Annotated in this window: 16 protein-coding genes and 1 pseudogene; 6 read left to right on the forward strand and 11 right to left on the reverse strand. The window is 71.6% G+C overall.

Annotated elements, in window-relative coordinates; translation table 11 throughout:
* Positions 1-242: 242 nt before the first annotated feature.
* Complete coding sequence (locus L2C96_RS26530; RefSeq protein WP_237338187.1) at positions 243-869, reverse strand: MerR family transcriptional regulator; 627 nt, start codon at positions 867-869, stop codon at positions 243-245.
* Between the two features lie 88 nt (positions 870-957).
* Here L2C96_RS26530 and L2C96_RS26535 point away from each other — a divergent pair, with 88 nt between their 5' ends.
* The gene (locus L2C96_RS26535; RefSeq protein ID WP_237338188.1) at positions 958-1,359 is read left to right on the forward strand and encodes a hypothetical protein; all 402 of its coding nucleotides are present in this window, start codon (positions 958-960) and stop codon (positions 1,357-1,359) included.
* Positions 1,360-1,363: 4 nt separating this feature from the next.
* Here the strand turns inward: L2C96_RS26535 and L2C96_RS26540 are convergent, their stop codons facing one another.
* The gene (locus L2C96_RS26540) at positions 1,364-2,584 is read right to left on the reverse strand and encodes a cytochrome P450 family protein (protein ID WP_237338189.1); all 1,221 of its coding nucleotides are present in this window, start codon (positions 2,582-2,584) and stop codon (positions 1,364-1,366) included.
* Positions 2,585-2,656: 72 nt separating this feature from the next.
* Positions 2,657-3,063, reverse strand: a pseudogene (locus tag L2C96_RS26545) (SRPBCC family protein).
* Between the two features lie 62 nt (positions 3,064-3,125).
* Between L2C96_RS26545 and L2C96_RS26550 the strand changes: the two are divergent.
* Positions 3,126-3,749, forward strand: a complete 624-nt coding sequence (locus tag L2C96_RS26550; RefSeq protein WP_237338190.1) for a nucleoside/nucleotide kinase family protein — start codon at positions 3,126-3,128, stop codon at positions 3,747-3,749.
* Between the two features lie 3 nt (positions 3,750-3,752).
* On the opposite strand, the gene L2C96_RS26555 is transcribed toward L2C96_RS26550, so the two are convergent.
* The 4 genes from L2C96_RS26555 to L2C96_RS26570 all read right to left on the reverse strand — a co-directional run bounded on the left by L2C96_RS26555 (position 3,753) and on the right by L2C96_RS26570 (position 8,666).
* A complete protein-coding gene (locus L2C96_RS26555; protein ID WP_020421857.1) occupies positions 3,753-4,907 on the reverse strand; it encodes a glycosyltransferase family 4 protein in 1,155 nt (384 codons plus the stop codon).
* 110 nt (positions 4,908-5,017) lie between these two features.
* Positions 5,018-6,073 carry a C40 family peptidase gene (locus L2C96_RS26560; RefSeq protein ID WP_020421858.1) on the reverse strand — a complete coding sequence of 352 codons (1,056 nt, stop codon included), beginning with the start codon at positions 6,071-6,073 and terminating at the stop codon, positions 5,018-5,020.
* Positions 6,074-6,930: 857 nt separating this feature from the next.
* Positions 6,931-7,161 (reverse strand): hypothetical protein, encoded by a 231-nt coding sequence (locus tag L2C96_RS26565; protein WP_020421859.1) that lies wholly within the window; start codon positions 7,159-7,161, stop codon positions 6,931-6,933.
* A gap of 134 nt (positions 7,162-7,295) precedes the next feature.
* On the reverse strand, positions 7,296-8,666 hold the full coding sequence (locus L2C96_RS26570; protein WP_237338191.1) for an NYN domain-containing protein: 1,371 nt from the start codon (positions 8,664-8,666) through the stop codon (positions 7,296-7,298).
* A gap of 72 nt (positions 8,667-8,738) precedes the next feature.
* Here L2C96_RS26570 and L2C96_RS26575 point away from each other — a divergent pair, with 72 nt between their 5' ends.
* Together L2C96_RS26575 and L2C96_RS26580 are read left to right on the forward strand one after the other, a co-directional pair.
* The gene (locus L2C96_RS26575; protein WP_237338209.1) at positions 8,739-10,460 is read left to right on the forward strand and encodes a DEDD exonuclease domain-containing protein; all 1,722 of its coding nucleotides are present in this window, start codon (positions 8,739-8,741) and stop codon (positions 10,458-10,460) included.
* A 53-nt stretch (positions 10,461-10,513) separates the two neighbouring features.
* On the forward strand, positions 10,514-10,801 hold the full coding sequence (locus L2C96_RS26580; RefSeq protein ID WP_020421862.1) for an Lrp/AsnC family transcriptional regulator: 288 nt from the start codon (positions 10,514-10,516) through the stop codon (positions 10,799-10,801).
* Between the two features lie 58 nt (positions 10,802-10,859).
* On the opposite strand, the gene qcrB is transcribed toward L2C96_RS26580, so the two are convergent.
* From qcrB to ctaE, 4 genes are read right to left on the reverse strand one after another with little or no spacing between them, the layout of a single operon-like run.
* On the reverse strand, positions 10,860-12,530 hold the full coding sequence (gene qcrB, locus L2C96_RS26585) for a cytochrome bc1 complex cytochrome b subunit (RefSeq protein ID WP_027936433.1): 1,671 nt from the start codon (positions 12,528-12,530) through the stop codon (positions 10,860-10,862).
* Positions 12,527-13,690, reverse strand: a complete 1,164-nt coding sequence (gene qcrA, locus L2C96_RS26590; protein WP_020421864.1) for a cytochrome bc1 complex Rieske iron-sulfur subunit — start codon at positions 13,688-13,690, stop codon at positions 12,527-12,529. Before qcrA ends, qcrB begins: the two co-directional genes overlap by 4 nt.
* Before the next feature lie 5 nt (positions 13,691-13,695).
* Positions 13,696-14,514 (reverse strand): cytochrome bc1 complex diheme cytochrome c subunit, encoded by an 819-nt coding sequence (gene qcrC, locus L2C96_RS26595; protein WP_017984055.1) that lies wholly within the window; start codon positions 14,512-14,514, stop codon positions 13,696-13,698.
* Positions 14,515-14,568: 54 nt separating this feature from the next.
* Positions 14,569-15,198: an aa3-type cytochrome oxidase subunit III gene (gene ctaE, locus L2C96_RS26600; RefSeq protein ID WP_039791891.1), complete on the reverse strand. Its 630-nt coding sequence runs from the start codon at positions 15,196-15,198 to the stop codon at positions 14,569-14,571.
* A 96-nt stretch (positions 15,199-15,294) separates the two neighbouring features.
* Here ctaE and L2C96_RS26605 point away from each other — a divergent pair, with 96 nt between their 5' ends.
* The gene (locus L2C96_RS26605) at positions 15,295-15,726 is read left to right on the forward strand and encodes a hypothetical protein (protein WP_237338192.1); all 432 of its coding nucleotides are present in this window, start codon (positions 15,295-15,297) and stop codon (positions 15,724-15,726) included.
* Between the two features lie 41 nt (positions 15,727-15,767).
* Positions 15,768-16,178: a response regulator gene (locus L2C96_RS26610; protein WP_017984058.1), complete on the forward strand. Its 411-nt coding sequence runs from the start codon at positions 15,768-15,770 to the stop codon at positions 16,176-16,178.
* Positions 16,179-16,224: the final 46 nt, after the last annotated feature.

The raw sequence follows: 16,224 nt of genomic DNA on the forward strand, positions 1-16,224 counted from the left end.
ATCCCCGTCCCCGCGAGCCGGCCCCACCCGGACAACTGCCGCCGCGAGACCGACCACGGCCCCCTCGACCACCGCTTCAGCAGCCCCCACCCGGCACGACACATCCCGAGCCCCGTCCCCGCGAGCCGGCCCCACCCGGACAACTGCCGCCGCGAGACCGACCACCGCACCCTCGACCACCGCCTCGATGGCGCCCCACCCGGCGCGACACATCCAGGGATCCCCGTCCCCGCGAGCCGGCCCTAGCCGGAGAACTGCCGCCGCGAGACCTCCGCGTGCGCCATCCGCCGCAGGGCCGCGAACAACGCGTCACCGAGAACAGTGCCGACCACCGCACCCTCGACCACCGCCTCGGTGGCGCCCAGCCGGGCCACCGCCGACACATCCCTCTCGGCGACCGAGGCCGCCGCCTCGGCGTAGCTGTCGAGTTCGTCCAGCACCCACTCGTGCCCGACCTCCCGGAGCGCGCACAGCACACCCACCAGCGACTCGACCACCGGCGATCCGGCGTGCACCTCCCAGCCCCGCCGCCGAGCCACCTCCTCGATGCGGCTCAGCGCCCAGGCGCGGTCGTCGGCCGTCACCTCCGGCTTCGCCACCGGCAGGCCGTGCTGAGCCAGGCCGAGGATGTCGTGCGTCGACGTGGCCGGGTCGTCGATCGCGCTCAGCACCTCGCCGACCGCGGCCACCGACAGGCCGCCGATCTCCAGCAGGGCACGCACCAGCTTCAGCCGGCGCACGTGCGCGGGCCCGTAGCGGGCCTGGTTGGGGCTGGTCAGCTCGCCGGGCGGGAGCAGGCCTTCGCGCTGGTAGTACTTGATCGTCGCGACCGGGACGCCCGACTCCCGGCTCAGCTCCGCCATGCGCATCCGGCGTTCCTCCCTCTGGACACAACCTCATGGGTAGAGTAGCTTTCCATTTCAGATAGTACAGCTATCCGTTCTGGAGGCGATGAGGATGACCACCCTGTCACTGGGCTCGTCCACCACCCGGCGGGCCGTGCTGCACTATGCCGAAATGTGGATCGCCATGGGCCTGGGCATGGCGGTCCTCGGACCGCTCGTCCGGCTGGGTTTCGACGCGGCGGGCTGGTCGGCGGTCCTGGACCGCACCGACTGGCGGGCGATGATCATGGCGACCGAGATGGCCCTGCCGATGGCCGCGTGGATGCGGTTCCGGCGGCACAGCCGGCGCTCGGTGCTCGAGATGACCGTGTGGATGTACGTGCCGTTCGCGGTGCTGCTCGTGCCGTACTGGGCCGGCGTGATCTCCGGCGGCGCGCTGATGGGCATCGGTCACGGCCTGATGGGCGTGGCCATGGCGGTGGTCGTCTACCGGCACCGCCACGACCACCACTGACGCGTCAGCGGACCACCACCGGCAACGTGTTCAAGCCGTGCACGAGCGTGCTCTCCCGCCAGCGGAGCTCGCCCGGGTCGCCGTCGAGCTCGATCACCGGGAAGCGCTCGAGCAGGCGGCCGAGGGCGACCTCCGCTTCGAGCCGGGCGAGCGGCGCCCCGACGCAGTAGTGGATGCCGTGGCCAAAGGCCAGGTGACCACCGGCCGGGCGGGTGACGTCCAGGCGGTCCGGCTCCGGGAACCGCTCGCCGTCGCGGTTGGCGCCCACCAGTGAGACCATCACGAACTCGTTCGCCGGGATCTCGACGCCGCCGATCGGCACCGGTTCCACCGTGAACCGCAGGGTCGCGATGTTGATCGGCCCCTCGAACCGCAGGAACTCCTCGACGGCGCCGGGCAGCAGCGACGGGTCGGCCCGCAGGGCCGCGAGCTGGTCCGGGTGCCGCAGCAACGCCAGGACGCTGTTGCCGATCAGGTTGACCGTCGTCTCGTGCCCGGCGACGAGCAGCAGGAACGCCATCGCCACCAGCTCTTCCGGCGACAGCTGGTCACCCTCGTCCGAGACGTGCACCAGGTCGGACAGCAGGTCCTGGGTCGGCGCCGCGCGCTTGGCCGCGACCAGCGCCGTGAGGTAGCCGGCCATCGAGCGGGCCGCGGCGTGGAAGTCGTCCTCGGGCCCGGAGTTGAGCAGTGTGTTCGACCACTCGCGGAAGTCGCCGCGCTCCTCCTCGGGGATGCCGAGCAGCTCGCAGATCACCGTGATCGGCAGCGGGTAGGCGAACGCGTCCAGCAGGTCCACCCGGCCGCGCGCGGCCACGGCGTCCAGCAGCTCGTCGGTGATCTGCTCGATGCGCGGCCGCAGGGCGGCGACGGTGCGCGCGGTGAAGGCCTTGTTGACCAGCTTGCGCAGCCGCGTGTGGTCCGGCGGGTCGCTGTTGAGCATGTGGTGGCGCAGCAGGCTGCCCGACGGGTCGTCGCCGCCCGTCCCCCCGGTCGCCGTCAGGCGCATCTGGAACAGCTCCTGCGCCCGGTTGGCGTCCTTGCTCAGCCGCGGGTCCGCGAGCAGCGCCTTGGCCTCCGCGTACCCCGAGACCAGCCAGACCCGCAACCCGCGGGGCATGATCGCGGGCCGGACCGGGCCCTCCTCGCGCAACGCGCGGTAGAGGGCGTGCGGGTCCTGGATGATGTCGTCGTCGAGCTCGATCGGTTCGTCCACCACGCGCATCTCGTGGTCCTCCCAGTGGCGTTCGTGCTCCGGCAAGTCGTCAACGGGCAGCGGGCGCGATTGGTGCCCGGCTCACCGGGCGGCGAGCGCGTCGGCGACCCGGTCCACCACCCCCTTCCAGTGCTCCCGCTGCGCGGCGCGCTCCTCGGCGTCGGCCAGCCATTCCTGGTGGAAGCGCACGACCGTCCGATCGCCCGACGGCGAAACCGTCATCTGCACCGTCGAGTCGTGGTCCCAGTCCTTCGGCCGCCAGGTCAGCCGGATGCGGTCCAGCTCGCGGTGACTGCGGACCTCGCGGGTCGTGCCGCCGGCCGTCTCGTAGCGCTCCCCCTTGCCACCGGGGACGACGGCGCCGAGCCAGATCTCGGCGCCGCCCTGCTGGTCAGGAACTCCCAGACGGCGGCGGCCGGGTACGGCAGCGTCCGGGAGACGCCGACCTGCCAGCCCGCGTCGGCGGTCCGGCCCACTTCCTTGGTCATGGGCTCATGATGGCAGGAGGCACCGACAGTTCCGGCCCGGTCATGGGGCACGATGGGAGATCGTGCGGTATCGCCCCATCACCTTCGAACGCCTCGCCGGGGAACTGGCCGAGCGGGTGCTCGTGCTGGACGCGCCGTGGGTGCGGATCGCCGTGGACGGCCCGTCGGGCACCGCGGCACTCGCCGACGCGCTGGTCGACCCGCTGCGGCTCGGCGGCCGCGCGGTGCAGCGCGTGTCCACTGTGGACTTCCTGCGGCCCGCGTCGCTGCGCTTCGAGTACGGCAGGGAGAACCCGGACTCCCGCTACTGGTCCTGGCTGGACGAAGGCGCGTTGCGCCGCGAGGTGCTGGACCCATTGGGGCGCAACGGAAGCGGCGAGGTGCTGCCCGCGCTGTGGGACGCGGCTCGCGACCGCGCCACCCGCTCCGCGCGGGTGCCGCTGCCCGCGCCGGGCGTGCTGGTCGTGGACGGTGAGATGTTGCTCGGGCGTGGCCTGCCGTTCGAGCTGACCGTGCACCTGCAGCTGTCCCCGGGGGCGTTGCGGCGCCGCCTGCCCGAAGACGAGCAGTGGGCGCTGCCCGCGTTCGAGCGGTACGAGGAGGAGGTGCGGCCCGCGGAGATCGCCGACGTGGTGGTGCGCGCCGACGACCCGCGGCACCCGGCGGTGCTGAAGCGGGCCGCGTGACGGTCAGGGGGCGACGGCAGGCTCTCCGCTGAGGAACGCGCGCAACCGGGCGCCCAGCAGGTCCCACCGCCACTGCTCGGTCACCCAGTTCCGGCCCGCGACACCCATCTTGCGGGCGCGCGACGGGTCGTTGAGCAGCGGGGTGAGGGTCTCGACCAGCTGGTGGACGTCGCGGCCGTCGACGACGTGGCCGGTCACCTCGTCGAGGACGGTTTCCGGGGCGCCGCCCGAGTTGCCCGCGACGACCGGCAGGCCCGTCGCCGAGGCCTCCAGGTAGACGATCCCGAGGCCTTCCACGTCCAGTCCCTTGCCGCGGGTGCGGGCGGGCATGGCGAAGACGTCGCCGGCTGCGTAGTGCGCGGGCAGCTCGGGCCACGGCACCGAACCAGTGAACACGACATCGTCGGCGACACCCTGCGCCTCGGCGAGCCGTTCCAGGGACTTCCGGTACGGGCCGCCGCCGACGAGCAGGAGTGCGACGTCCGGGACGCGGCGGCGCAGTTCGGGGAGGGCGTGGATGAGCATGTCCTGGCCCTTGCGCGGCACGAGCCGGGACACGCACACGACGGTCGGCCGGTCGCCGAGGCCGTGCCGGGCGCGGATCTCGTCGCGGGCGGCGGGGTCCGGTTTGAACACGTCCGGGTCGACGCCCGGCGGCAGCAGCTCCAGCCCGGCGGACGGGCCGAACGCCGACGCGAACCGGCCGCGGGTGTACTTGCTGACGTAGGTGATCACGTCGGTGGTGTCGCCGATGCGGCGCAGCGCCTGGCGGGCCAGCGGCAGCATCGACCAGCCGACCTCGTGCCCGTGCGTGCTCGCGACGACCCAGTCCGCGCCCGCGGCCCGCAGCGGCTGGGCGAGCAGGGCCAGCGGGGCCGCGGCGCCGAACCAGACGGCCTGGCAGTCGTGCGCGCGCAGGATGTCCTTGGCGCGGCGGAGCACGTCCGGGGTGGGCAGCATCAGCGAGGTGGGGTGCCGGACCACCTCGAACGGCGCGGCGGCGTCGAACTCGGGGTGCGAGCCGGAGGGCTTGTCCCAGGAGGGTGCGTAGACGACGAGCTGGTCCGGCGGCAGCAGGCGCGCGAAGGAGTTCAGGTAGTTCTGGATCCCCCCGGGCCGCGGCGGGAAGTCGTTGGTCACCAGCAGGGTCCGAAGCACGGGCTGGAGACTACTAGGGAGCGCCGGGACGGTTCCGGGTGCGGCGGCCCGGGAACGAGTCAGGGGCGGCTCCGGTTGTGGCCGGTGCCGCCCCTGACGTGTTGCCGAACTCAGCTCACCGCGACGCGGCGGGCCGAGACGTAGTTGTTCTGCAACGGCGAGATCTTGACGACGTCCCCGGTCTCGGGGGCGTGCACCATCTTGCCGTCGCCCAGGTAGATGCCCACGTGGTGGATCGGCGAACCGAAGAACACCAGGTCGCCGGGCTGCAGCTGGGCCCGCGAGACCGCGACACCGGCCGTGGCCTGCTGCTGGCTCGTACGCGGCAGGGTGATGCCCGCCGCCTTGTAGGCGTACAGCGTCAGGCCCGAGCAGTCGAACGAGCTGGGGCCGGTGTCGCCCCAGCCGTACGGGCTGCCGAGCTTGCTCAGCGCGACGTCGATCGCCTCCTGGGCGGCCGCCGTCGGGGCGGGCACGTTCGGCGCGAGGCCGCCCGTGTCCTTCTGCGCGGCCCGCTCGGACGCGGTGAGCCGCTGGCGCACCTGGTCCAGCTGGTCGAGCTGCGCCTGCAGCGCGGCCTGCCGGGCGTGCAGGTCGTTCAGCAGCGTCGCGGCCGCGTCCTTGGCGACCTGCGAGCGCGTCTGGGCGTCGGCTGCCGCGGCCTGGGCGTTGGCAGCCGCCTGGATCGCCGCGTTGTAGTCGGCGAGCGCCTTGTTCTTCTCGTCGGCGAGCACTTCCAGAGCGGAGGAGCGCTCCAGGAAGTCCTGCGCCGAGGTGCCGTTCAGCAAGGCGGACAGCTTGTTGAACTGCACGCCGCCGACGAACGAGGCGTCGGCGAACTGGTCGACCACGCCCTGGTACTGGTTCTTCGCGATGAGCGCCTGCTCACCGGCCGCGTTGGCGGCTGCCAGGTCGGCGTTGGCCCGGTCCAGGTCGGCCTGCTTGGCGTCGAGGTCGGCCTGCGCTTGCATGGCCTCCTCGTTCAGCTGCTCGGCCTGTGCGGCGAGCTGCCGGTACTGCGCCAGGGCGTCCGACGAGGTGGCGGGCTGCTGTGGGGCGGGGAGGGGGACCGCGCCGGCCGGAGCCGTGGGGAAACCACCGACCGCGAGTACCGCGGCGGCGGCGAGGGCTCCTGCGACCACGCGCTTGATGGGTTGCGACTGCACGCCGCGCGTGTCTCCTTTGCACTCATGTCGCCGCCGGCCGTCGCAGGAGGTCGGGGGACCCTCCACACTGCACCGGCGCGGGCGGACACAAGCACCCGAACCGGTCTACGACGGTAACCCGGCATGTCCAGACGCAGGGGGTAGCGCATCTGGGTCCATGCGTGGGTCCGGCACAGCTCCCCGACAAGCTGCTACGGCGACAATCTCGCGTCGCCGCCGCGGGCGCGACGGCTGCCGGGCGCGAGATCTCGGCCAGGTTACGAAACGACCGCCGTCGCGTCCACCAGGCACCAGGTAAAAACTTTGCGTAATCACCTCTCTTCCCGTTCGGACCAGCAGTTCCCCTGTGGGTGTGACCAAGGCAACAGTCGGCAGGATCACGACTACTGACCGTTTGCCGCTCGAAGCGACCGTTTGTCTTCTTCGGCGTGGCGGATCGTGCGATGCCGTTGGCCGCCGTGGTCGAGGTCGTTCGGGCGCGGCTCAGCCGGCCGCTACGACGGCACGCGCACACCCCACGAACCGCAAACGGAGGATCCGTCCACGCGTGTCGGGGACGCGGTCGGCCCTTGGCCGCATTGATGGCGGTCAACCACACGCAGAGCGACCACCCACCATCAGCACGCGCACACCCCCCGAACCGCAGCCGGGTTCCGTCGTGGGTCGGCTCACGGTCGCCCCCGGCCGCGGCGGTGGGCTCCCTCCGCGCGCAACCGCCGCCTACCACGACGGCACGCGCACGATTTCCGCTCGAAACGGCGACCAAGGTTCCGTCCGCCGCGCCAGGGCCGCTCCCCCATTCACCCCGAGGCGCCCGAGTACGTCCGGCAGCCCCCGAGACCGTGCGATCGCGTGGGTCAGCCCGCGCGGCGCTCCGGCAGCCGCACGTGCGGGCGCCGGCCTCGGGAGATCGTTCGGGGCGGCGGCACCAGGCCCGCGTCGGCGAGCAACTCGACCGCGGCGAGTTCCTCGAAGTCGAGTTCGACGACCGGCGGGGCGTCGACCACGGCGCTCAGCACGCAGTCGCCGCAGGCGCGGCCCCTCAGCGTGCACCGGTTGCACTCGATGATCACGGTGTTGTCGTTCATGGCGTGCCTCCTCGTTGCTACTGGGATGCACGGTACGAGTGACCACCGACAATTTCGGGCTCGCGTATCGAACGAATGGACCAACGGTGCACGGGAAAACCGCTGACCTGCGGAAACACCGCCGAAAAAAATCTCTAGACCCGCCCCAGCCGCGCCAGCAGCACCGCCGATGCGACCGGGTGCGCCCCCGATCGCCGGACCGAGTCGGCCACTCCGCGGTCGGTCGAGGCCACCACCAGCGGGCGGCCCTGCGGCTCGGCCGCGACCAGCGACCGGATCACGTCGTCCGCGATCACGCCGGGGTCGGAGAACAACACGCGCACCCCGCGGGCGCTCACGGTCGGCACCGACATCACCTCGGCGCCGTCGAACACCACGGTGATCTCCGCGCCCGTCCGCGCCGCCAGCGCGCCGAGCTGCTGCACCAGCCGGTTCCGCTGGTCGGCCAGCGTCAGCTCCGGGTAGCCGGTCTTGGTGACGTTGTAGCCGTCGACGATCAGGTGCACGCTCGGCAACGCGAGCAGCCGGTCCAGCACCGCCGGGTCCCGCACCTGCCGCCCGGCCCCGGTGCCCGATGTAGCACCCAGCACGGTGTCCGCCGGGCGCCGCGCGCTGGTGTCCAGCGCCAGCTCCCGCCGCAACCCCGTGACCGCGCCCTGCAGGGTGTCGACGAGCAGCGACAGGCGCACCTCGTCCGCCTCGCGGGCCTCCTTCGCGGACTGGCGCGCGATCTCCGCGTCCGCCGCCGCCCGCTCGGCCCGCGCCCGTTCGGAAGCCGCGCGCTGGCGCTCACGCTCCAGCTGAGCGGTCACCGCGGCGACCTCCTGCTCCCGCCGCACGTCGGCCTGCGCCAGCAGCTCACGCGCCTCCTCGGCGGCGTCCTTGGCCTGCCGCAGCTGCGTGCCCTGCTCCCGGAGCCGGTTGCGCAGCTTCGCCAGCTCCTCCTCGCGCTCCACGCGGGCGCCCTCGATCGCCTCCCGCGCCTCCGCCAGCTCCTCGCGCACGCGCGCGAGCTCCGCCTCCAGCCGCTGGCTGCGCGCCACCGCCGCGTCGCGCTCGGCCCGCAGCGCCGTCTCCGCCGCGTTCTTGACCACCAGCCGCACACGCGTCGCCGCGCTGGCCTCGCCGAGCAGGACGGCCGCCACCGCGGCGGCCACCGGGTCCGGGTCGTTCGGGTCGAGCGCGTCCGGCCGGTACTCGCGCACCCACTCGAGGACGGCAGTGCGGAACGCGGTCGAATCCTCCAGGGTTGTGAGGAGCGCCGCACCGCCCAGCTTCGCGCGCTTGGCCGGGGCGAACTTCGCGACCGGCCGCAGCTGCTGCGGGATGTCGATGCGCGGGATCTTCCCCAGTGCCTCGGCGGCCAGCTCGGCGAGCCGGCCGCGCACCGGCTCCGGCAGATCGCGCCAGTTCACGGACTTGGCGTCCGGCTCCGGGCGCGCGCTCGCCGCGGGCGCCCGGAGACCGGGGTCTTCGGGCTCTTCGGCGTGCACTGAGGGAAACATCCGTTCAGGGTAGTCCGCTTCGGTAACGATCACCGTTCGTGCCGTGATCCGGGATTGTCGGTCCCCCTCCTTATGGTGCCGATCATGCAACTCGCGGACGGCGCGCAACTGACCTTCGACGAACTCGGCACGCCGCTTCGGGACACCACGTTCGTCGTGTTCGACCTGGAGACGACCGGGACCAAGCCGGGCCCGGACGGCATCACCGAAATCGGCGCGGTCAAGGTGCGCGGCGGCGAGGTGCTGGGTGAGTTCGCCACCCTCGTCGACCCCGGGATGCCCGTCCCGCCGCAGATCGTGGCGCTGACCGGCATCACCTCGGCGATGCTGCACGACGCGCCGAAGATCGACCGCGTGCTGCCCGCGTTCCTGGAGTTCGCCAGCGGCGCGGTGCTGGTCGCGCACAACGCGCCGTTCGACACGTCGTTCATGCGGGCGGCCTGCCTGCACCACGGCTACCCGTGGCCGAAGCCCGCCGTGGTGTGCACGGTCCGCCTCGCCCGGCGCGTGTTGACGCGGCAGGACAGCCCCAGCTTCCGGCTGTCCGCGCTGGCGGCCCTGTTCGGCTCGCCGGTGACGCCGAACCACCGCGCGCTGGACGACGCCCGCGCCACCGTGCACGTGCTGCACGCGCTGCTGGAGCGGGTCGGCAACGTCGGGGTGCAGTCGCTGGAGGAACTGCTCGACTACCTGCCCGAGGTGACGCCCGCCCAGCGGCGCAAGCGCGGGATGGCGGCGCACCTGCCGGAACGCCCTGGCGTCTACCTGTTCCGCGGACCGGGCGACGAGGTCCTGTACGTCGGGACGGCGAGCAACCTGCGCCGCCGGGTGCGCCAGTACTTCACCGGTTCGGAAAGCCGCGGCCGGATCCGCGAGATGGTGGCCCTCGCCGAGCGGGTCGACGGCATCGAGTGCAGCCACGCACTGGAGGCCCAGGTCCGGGAGCTGCGGCTGATCGCCGCGCACCGGCCCTCCTACAACCGGCGCTCCAAGAACCCGCGCAAGTCGTGGTGGATCGTTCTCACCGACGAGGCCTTCCCGCGCCTGTCCGTGGTGCGGCTGCCCAAGGACGGCGCCCTCGGCCCGTTCTCCTCGCAGGTCACGGCCAAGATCGCGGCGGACGCCCTGGCCGGCGCCGTGGGCCTGCGCACGTGCACACAGCGGATCCCCGCGCACTCGCCGTCCGGCCGGCCGTGCGCGCTCGCCGAGCTCGGGCGGTGCGGGGCGCCGTGCGCCGGCAGGCAAAGCGTGGAGGAGTACTCCCCCGGCGTGCACGCGATCGTCGACCTGGTCGCCGGGCGCGGCGCCCGGCCGCTGGAGTCCGCCCGCCGCCAGCTCGACGATCTGGCCGGGGCCGAGCACTTCGAGCAGGCGGCGCGGCGGCGGGACGAGCTCGCCGTGCTGGTGCGCGCCGTGGACCGGGCCCACCGGCTGTCGTCGCTGGCCGCGATCCCGGAGCTGGTCGCGGCGGCCCCGGACGGCAACCGCGGCTGGGAGTTCGCGGTGATCCGGCACGGCAGGCTGGCCTCCGCCGGCGTGGCCCGGCGCGGCGTGCCGCCGATGCCGGTGGTCGAGCAGCTCGTGGCGTCCGCGGAGACGGTCGAGCCCGGCCCGGGGCCCCTGTACGGGGCGCCGCCCGAGGAGACGTCGATCCTGCTGCGCTGGCTCACCCGGCCCGGCGTCCGCCTGGTGCGCACGGCCGTGCCCTGGTCGGAGCCCGCGCACGGCGCCGGTCCGTGGCGCGGCTGGCTGGAGCAGGTCGCCACCGCCGTGTCGCTCGAGCAGGCCGGGTAGGGACGCGGGGAGCTACGATCGCCGCGCTACCCAATTACGCGAGGAGGACGTGAGTGATCACCGCGATCGTGCTGATCCATGCCGTGGCGGACAGCATCCCGGAGACCGCGCAGGCGATCGCCGACATCGACGGCGTGGCGGAGGTGTACTCGTGCGCCGGGGACGTCGACCTGATCGCGATCGTGCGGGTGCACGCCCACGAGGAGCTCGCCGACCTCATCCCGGCCAAGATCGGCAAGGTGCCGGGCGTGATCGACACCGACACGCACATCGCGTTCCGGTCCTACTCCACCGCCGACACCGAGTCCGCGTTCGCGATCGGCGTCGAGGACGCCGACTGAACCCAGGAACGAGGAAGGGCCCCCGGATCGCTCCGGGGGCCCTTCTCGTGACCGTGACTTAGTGGTCCGGCGTCTTCCAGCCCGAGGGGACCTCACCCTTCTCGGGCAGCTCGCCGGGGACGTGGCCGTTGCCGTGCCCGTTGCCGCGGGCCCGGTCGAGCGCCGCGGTCTCCTCGACCGGGTCCGGCGCCAGCATCGTGCCCGGCACCGCACGCCCGGCCGCGCCGAGCTTGTTCATCTTCTTCGGCACCGCCGCGCCCTGGTACTCCAGCGGGATGGCGTGGCCGTGGTCGTCCACACCGCCCAGCGGCTGGTGGATCTCGATGAACTCACCGTGCGGCAGGCGCTTGATGATGCCGGTCTCGATGCCGTGCTCCAGCACCTCCCGGTCGGACCGCTGCAGGCCCAGGCAGATCCGGTAGGTGATGAAGTACGCCAGCGGCGGCAGCACCAGGATGCCGATGCGGCCGGCCCACGTGGTCGCGTTCAGGGAGATGTTGAACTTGTCCGCGATGATGTCGTTGAACCCGGACAGCTCGATCACCATGAAGAACGCCAGCGCCATCATGCCGATCGAGGTGCGGACCGGTGCGTCACGCGGGCGCTGCAGCAGGTTGTGGTGCGCGGTGTCGCCGGACAGCTTCCGTTCGATGAACGGGTAGCCGATCAGCAGCGCGAACAGGATCGGCATCCATACCGCGCCTGCGAAGAACACCGCCGGGACCGTGTAGTTGCCCAGGTAGAGCTCCCACGCGGGGAAGATCCGCAGCATGCCGTCGGCCCAGGCGAGGTACCAGTCCGGCTGCGAGCCCGCCGACACCTGCCCCGGGTTGTACGGGCCCAGGTTCCAGATCGGGTTGATCTGGAAGATGCCCGCCATGATCGACAGGATGCCGGTGACGATGACGAAGAACGCGCCGGCCTTCGCGGCGAACACCGGCATGATCCGCACGCCGACGACATTGGTCTCCTTGCGCCGCACGCCAGGGAACTGGGTGTGCTTCTGGTACCAGACCAGCGCCAGGTGCACACCGACCAGCGCGAGCATGATGCCCGGCAGCAGCAGGATGTGCAGCGTGTACATGCGCGGCACGATCTCGTCGCCGGGGAACTCCCCGCCGAACAGCGCCCAGTGCAGCCAGGTGCCCATGATCGGCACCGAGAGCACGATGCCCGACAGGGTGGCGCGGATACCGGTGCCCGACAGCAGGTCGTCCGGCAGCGAGTAGCCGAAGAAGCCCTCGAACATGCCCAGGATCAGCAGCAGCGCGCCGATGACCCAGTTGGCCTCGCGCGGCCTGCGGAACGCTCCGGTGAAGAAGATCCGGAACATGTGCACCATCATCGCCGCGACGAACACCAGCGCGGCCCAGTGGTGCAGCTGGCGGACGAACAGACCGCCGCGGACCTCGAACGAGATCTCCAGGGTCGTCTGGAACGCGCGGGACATCTCGACGCCCTGCAGGTTCTTGAACGGCCCGTTGTAGACGACCTCGGACATCGACGGATCGAAGAACAGGGTCAGGTAGACACCCGTGATGATCACGACGATGAAGCTGTAGAGCGCGATCTCACCGAGCAGGAACGACCAGTGGGTCGGGAAGACCTTGTTCATCTGGTGCCGCAGGCCCTTGGCCAGGCGGTACCGCTGGTCCATGTTGTTCGCGGCCTCGGCGGCGTGCCGCTCCAGCATGCTGGAGCCCCGTGTCGGCGTGGTGAGTGAACTCATGACTTGCGCTCCCAATAGGCGGGGCCGACCGGCTCGATGAAGTCTCCCCGCGCCACGAAGTACCCCTCATCGTTGACCGTGATGGGCAACTGCGCAAGCGCGCGGGTCGCCGGGCCGAAGATGGGCTTGGCGTAGTGCAGGGCGTCGAACTGCGACTGGTGGCACGGGCACAGGATCCGGTTGGTCCGCTGCTCGTACAGCGAAGTCGGGCAGCCGACGTGGCTGCAGATCTTCGTGTAGGCGTAGTAGTCGCCGAAGTTGAAGTCCTCCTGCCCCTCACGCTTGACGACCCGCTGGGCGTCCTCGGGACGCAGGCGGATCAGCATGACCGGGGCGTCCGCGCGCATGAAGACCGCGGCCAGCTTCTCGTGGTCGCCGCGCTCGCTCTCCCGGAACGGGTAGACCGTCTCCATCGCGCCCGCGTCCAGGTCCTCCGGGCGCAGCAGGACGACCTCGCCGGTCTTGCCGGTGTAGCGGCGCAGGTAGACGACCTCGCCCGGGTACTCCGGCTTCCACGGGGTGTGGGCCAGGTTGTCCTTGGACTCGGGGTCCTTCCACGGGTTCTTGATGAACGACGCGACCGGCAGCGCGACCAGGCCGAGGCCCATCACACCGGCGCCGAGACCCGCGGTGCGCTTGACCAGCGAGCGGCGGCCGATCGTGCTGCGGTTACCGGCGTCGGCCAGCTGCGCCACGATCGTCTTGCGGTCGATCTCGGCCGAGCCCTTGCCGTCGCCGTCGTGGCGCTCCTGCACCGCGAGCTCGTTCGGGATGAACCGCTTCGTGTAGAGCAGCACGCCGATGCCCAGCGCGAGGATCGACAGGCCGAGCGTGAAGCCCAGGACGGGCGTGTAGAGCGCGTACCGCTCGTACTCGCCGGTGTCCGGGGCCTTGTACTCCCACCACTCCGGCCAGCAGATGGTCACCAGGAAGCCGAGACCGGCCAGCGCCGCGATGGTGAACCACAGCGCCACGACCCGCTCCGCGCGCTTCTCCGCGCGGGTGCCCTTGACCGGCCACGGGTCCGGGTAGTCGACCAGTTCGACGCCGTCGAGCTTGGTGCCCAGCTTGACCAGCTGGTCGCGGTCCATCTCGGCCAGTTCGGCCTCGGAAGGCTGGGGAACCCCCGGCTCGCGCCCGGCGCCCGGGTGCTCTTCCATGCTAGTCATGCCCTCGATCCAATCCACAAAGTCACGCCGACGATGGCGCCGATGCCGACGATCCACGCGACGAGCGCCTCCGAGGCCGGCCCAAGACCGCCCAGGCCGTTGCCACCGGGGTTGTTGTTCCCGTCGGACACGGACTTGACGTAGGCGACGATGTCCCGCTTCTCCTCGGGGGTGAGCTGCCGGTCGGAGAACTTCGGCATGTTCTGCGGACCGCTCAGCATCGCCGTGTAGATCTGCTCTTCGCTGGCCGGGCCGAGCTCCGGCGCGAACTTGCCCGCGGACAGGGCGCCGCCCTGGCCGGTGAAGTTGTGGCACGACGCGCAGTTGAGGCGGAACAGCTCGCCACCGCGCGCCGGGTTGTCACCGCGCAGTGCCTCGCCGGACTCGGCGGGCCGCTCCGGACCGCCGCCGTTGGCCTGGATGTAGGCGCCGACCGCGTCGATCTCCTCGGGGGTCAGCTTGGCCGGCTTGCGCTCGGCCTGCGCCTCCTGGCGGACCGCGGGCATGCGGCCGGACGAGGTCTGGAAGTACACCGCCGCGTCACCGACGCCGATCAGGCTCGGGCCGCGGTCCTCGACGCCCTGCAGGTTCGCGCCGTGGCAGCTGATGCAGCTGTTGTTGTAGACCTGCTGGCCGAGGCGCAGCTGCGCCGGGTCGTCCTGCGCCTGCGCGGTCTGCGGCTGCGGCACCAGGAGGGCGTAGCCCAGGCCGGCGCCGACCAGCGCCACACCGAGCGCGAGCGCGCCGGCGATGCGGCGGCGCAGCTTGGTGCGGGCGCCGAAGCGGCGCCTGGAGGTGTTCTTGCTGGTGGTCATTCTTCGGCAACCCTTGCTGTCAGTTCAGGCCGGTCCATGGGGTGGCTGGCGCGGTCACGGGATGATGTAGATGACCGCGAACAGGCCGATCCACACGATGTCGACGAAGTGCCAGTAGTAGGACACGACGATCGCCGAGGTCGCCTGCGCGGGGGTGAACTTGCTCAGCTTGGTGCGGATGAGCAAGAAGACGAAGGCGACGAGACCACCGATCACGTGCAGACCGTGGAAACCGGTCGCCAGGAAGAACACCGTGCCGAAGGCACCGGACGGGATGGTCACGCCCTCTTCGACAAGCGTGACGTACTCACCAGCCTGACCGGCGACGAAGATCGCGCCCATGATCAGGGTGATGACGTACCAGCGGCGCAGCCCGTAGACGTCACCGCGCTCGGCGGCGAACACGCCGAGCTGGCAGGTGAACGACGACGCCACCAGGATGATGGTGAAGGGCAGCGCGTACGGGATGTCGAGGTGGATGGGCTCGTCGGTCGCCGGGTTGATCGGCGGCCAGACCCCCGTGTCGTTCTGCGCCTTGACCGTGAAGAACATCGCGAACAGCCCGGCGAAGAACATGAGCTCGCTGGAGAGCCACACGATCGTGCCGACGCTGACCATGTTCGGCCGGTTCAGCGAGTGCACCCGCTGGCTGATGGTGGGAGCTGCCGTTGTCACGGGTCGCATTATGTCTCCCTGCGAAGCGACCTGCTTGGTCGGGTCCGGCACGCCGCGCCGGGGGTGTTGGTCACAGTGACGAACGCGGAGGGTGAGGATCAGGGCGTGGGAATCATCGATCGGGTTCGTGACCTGCTGCGAAAGCGTGGCGGACCGGACCTCACCGTGGACACCGAGGGTGTCGTGGTCGTGGCCGAGGCCTTCGACGTCGCCGAAGCCGACTCGGCGGTGCTGGGCAGATCACACCGCTGGCGGCCGGACGAGCCGGCGATTCTGCGCCACCACCTCATGCTGCCACCGGATCGGGTCACCGAGGCCGCGTCGGTGCTCGCCCAGGACGGGTGGGAGCTGCGCCCCGGGCCCGGCGGCGAAGGACCCGTCCGGGTGCACGCGCTGCGCGTGCAGAAGCTCGACGCACTGCACTGTGCGCAGGAACGGGCCCGGATGGCCGGGCTGGCGCAGCGGCTGGACGGCGACTGGCTCGGCTGGGACGCGCTACAGCCGATGGGCCTGGGTGGAACCGGCCGGGACGGCTAGCATCGACACGACCAGTACAGCGACGAAGCCGGAGGGTCGACTTGTCCGAACAGTCCACGCGGATCCTGGTGTTCAGCCACCGTCCCGAAGTGCGGGAGTCGATCATCACGGCGGTCGGCCGCAGGCCCGCCACCGACCTGGGCCGGGTCGACTACGTCGAGGCCGCCGGAGTGGCCGACGTGCTGGCCGAGATGGACGAGGGCGCGGTCGATCTGGCGATCCTGGACGGCGAGGCCCAGCCGACCGGCGGCATCGGGCTGTGCAGGCAGTTGAAGAACGAGATCGACGACTGCCCGCCCATCGTGATCGCCGTGCGGCGCAAGGACGACCGCTGGCTGGCGACCTGGTCGCAGGCCGACGCCGTCCTGGTCCATCCGCTCGACCCGCTGACCGCGGCGGAGACGGTCGCGGACGTGCTGCGGGCCCGCCGGGTCCCGGTCGTCCGGGGCTGAGGCGCCGCGACCGAATGAGGCCGGTTCGCCGGCCGTGAAAGGTGAC

Origin of the sequence: Amycolatopsis tucumanensis (genome assembly GCF_021654135.1) — a bacterium.
GTDB lineage: Bacteria > Actinomycetota > Actinomycetes > Mycobacteriales > Pseudonocardiaceae > Amycolatopsis_E > Amycolatopsis_E tucumanensis.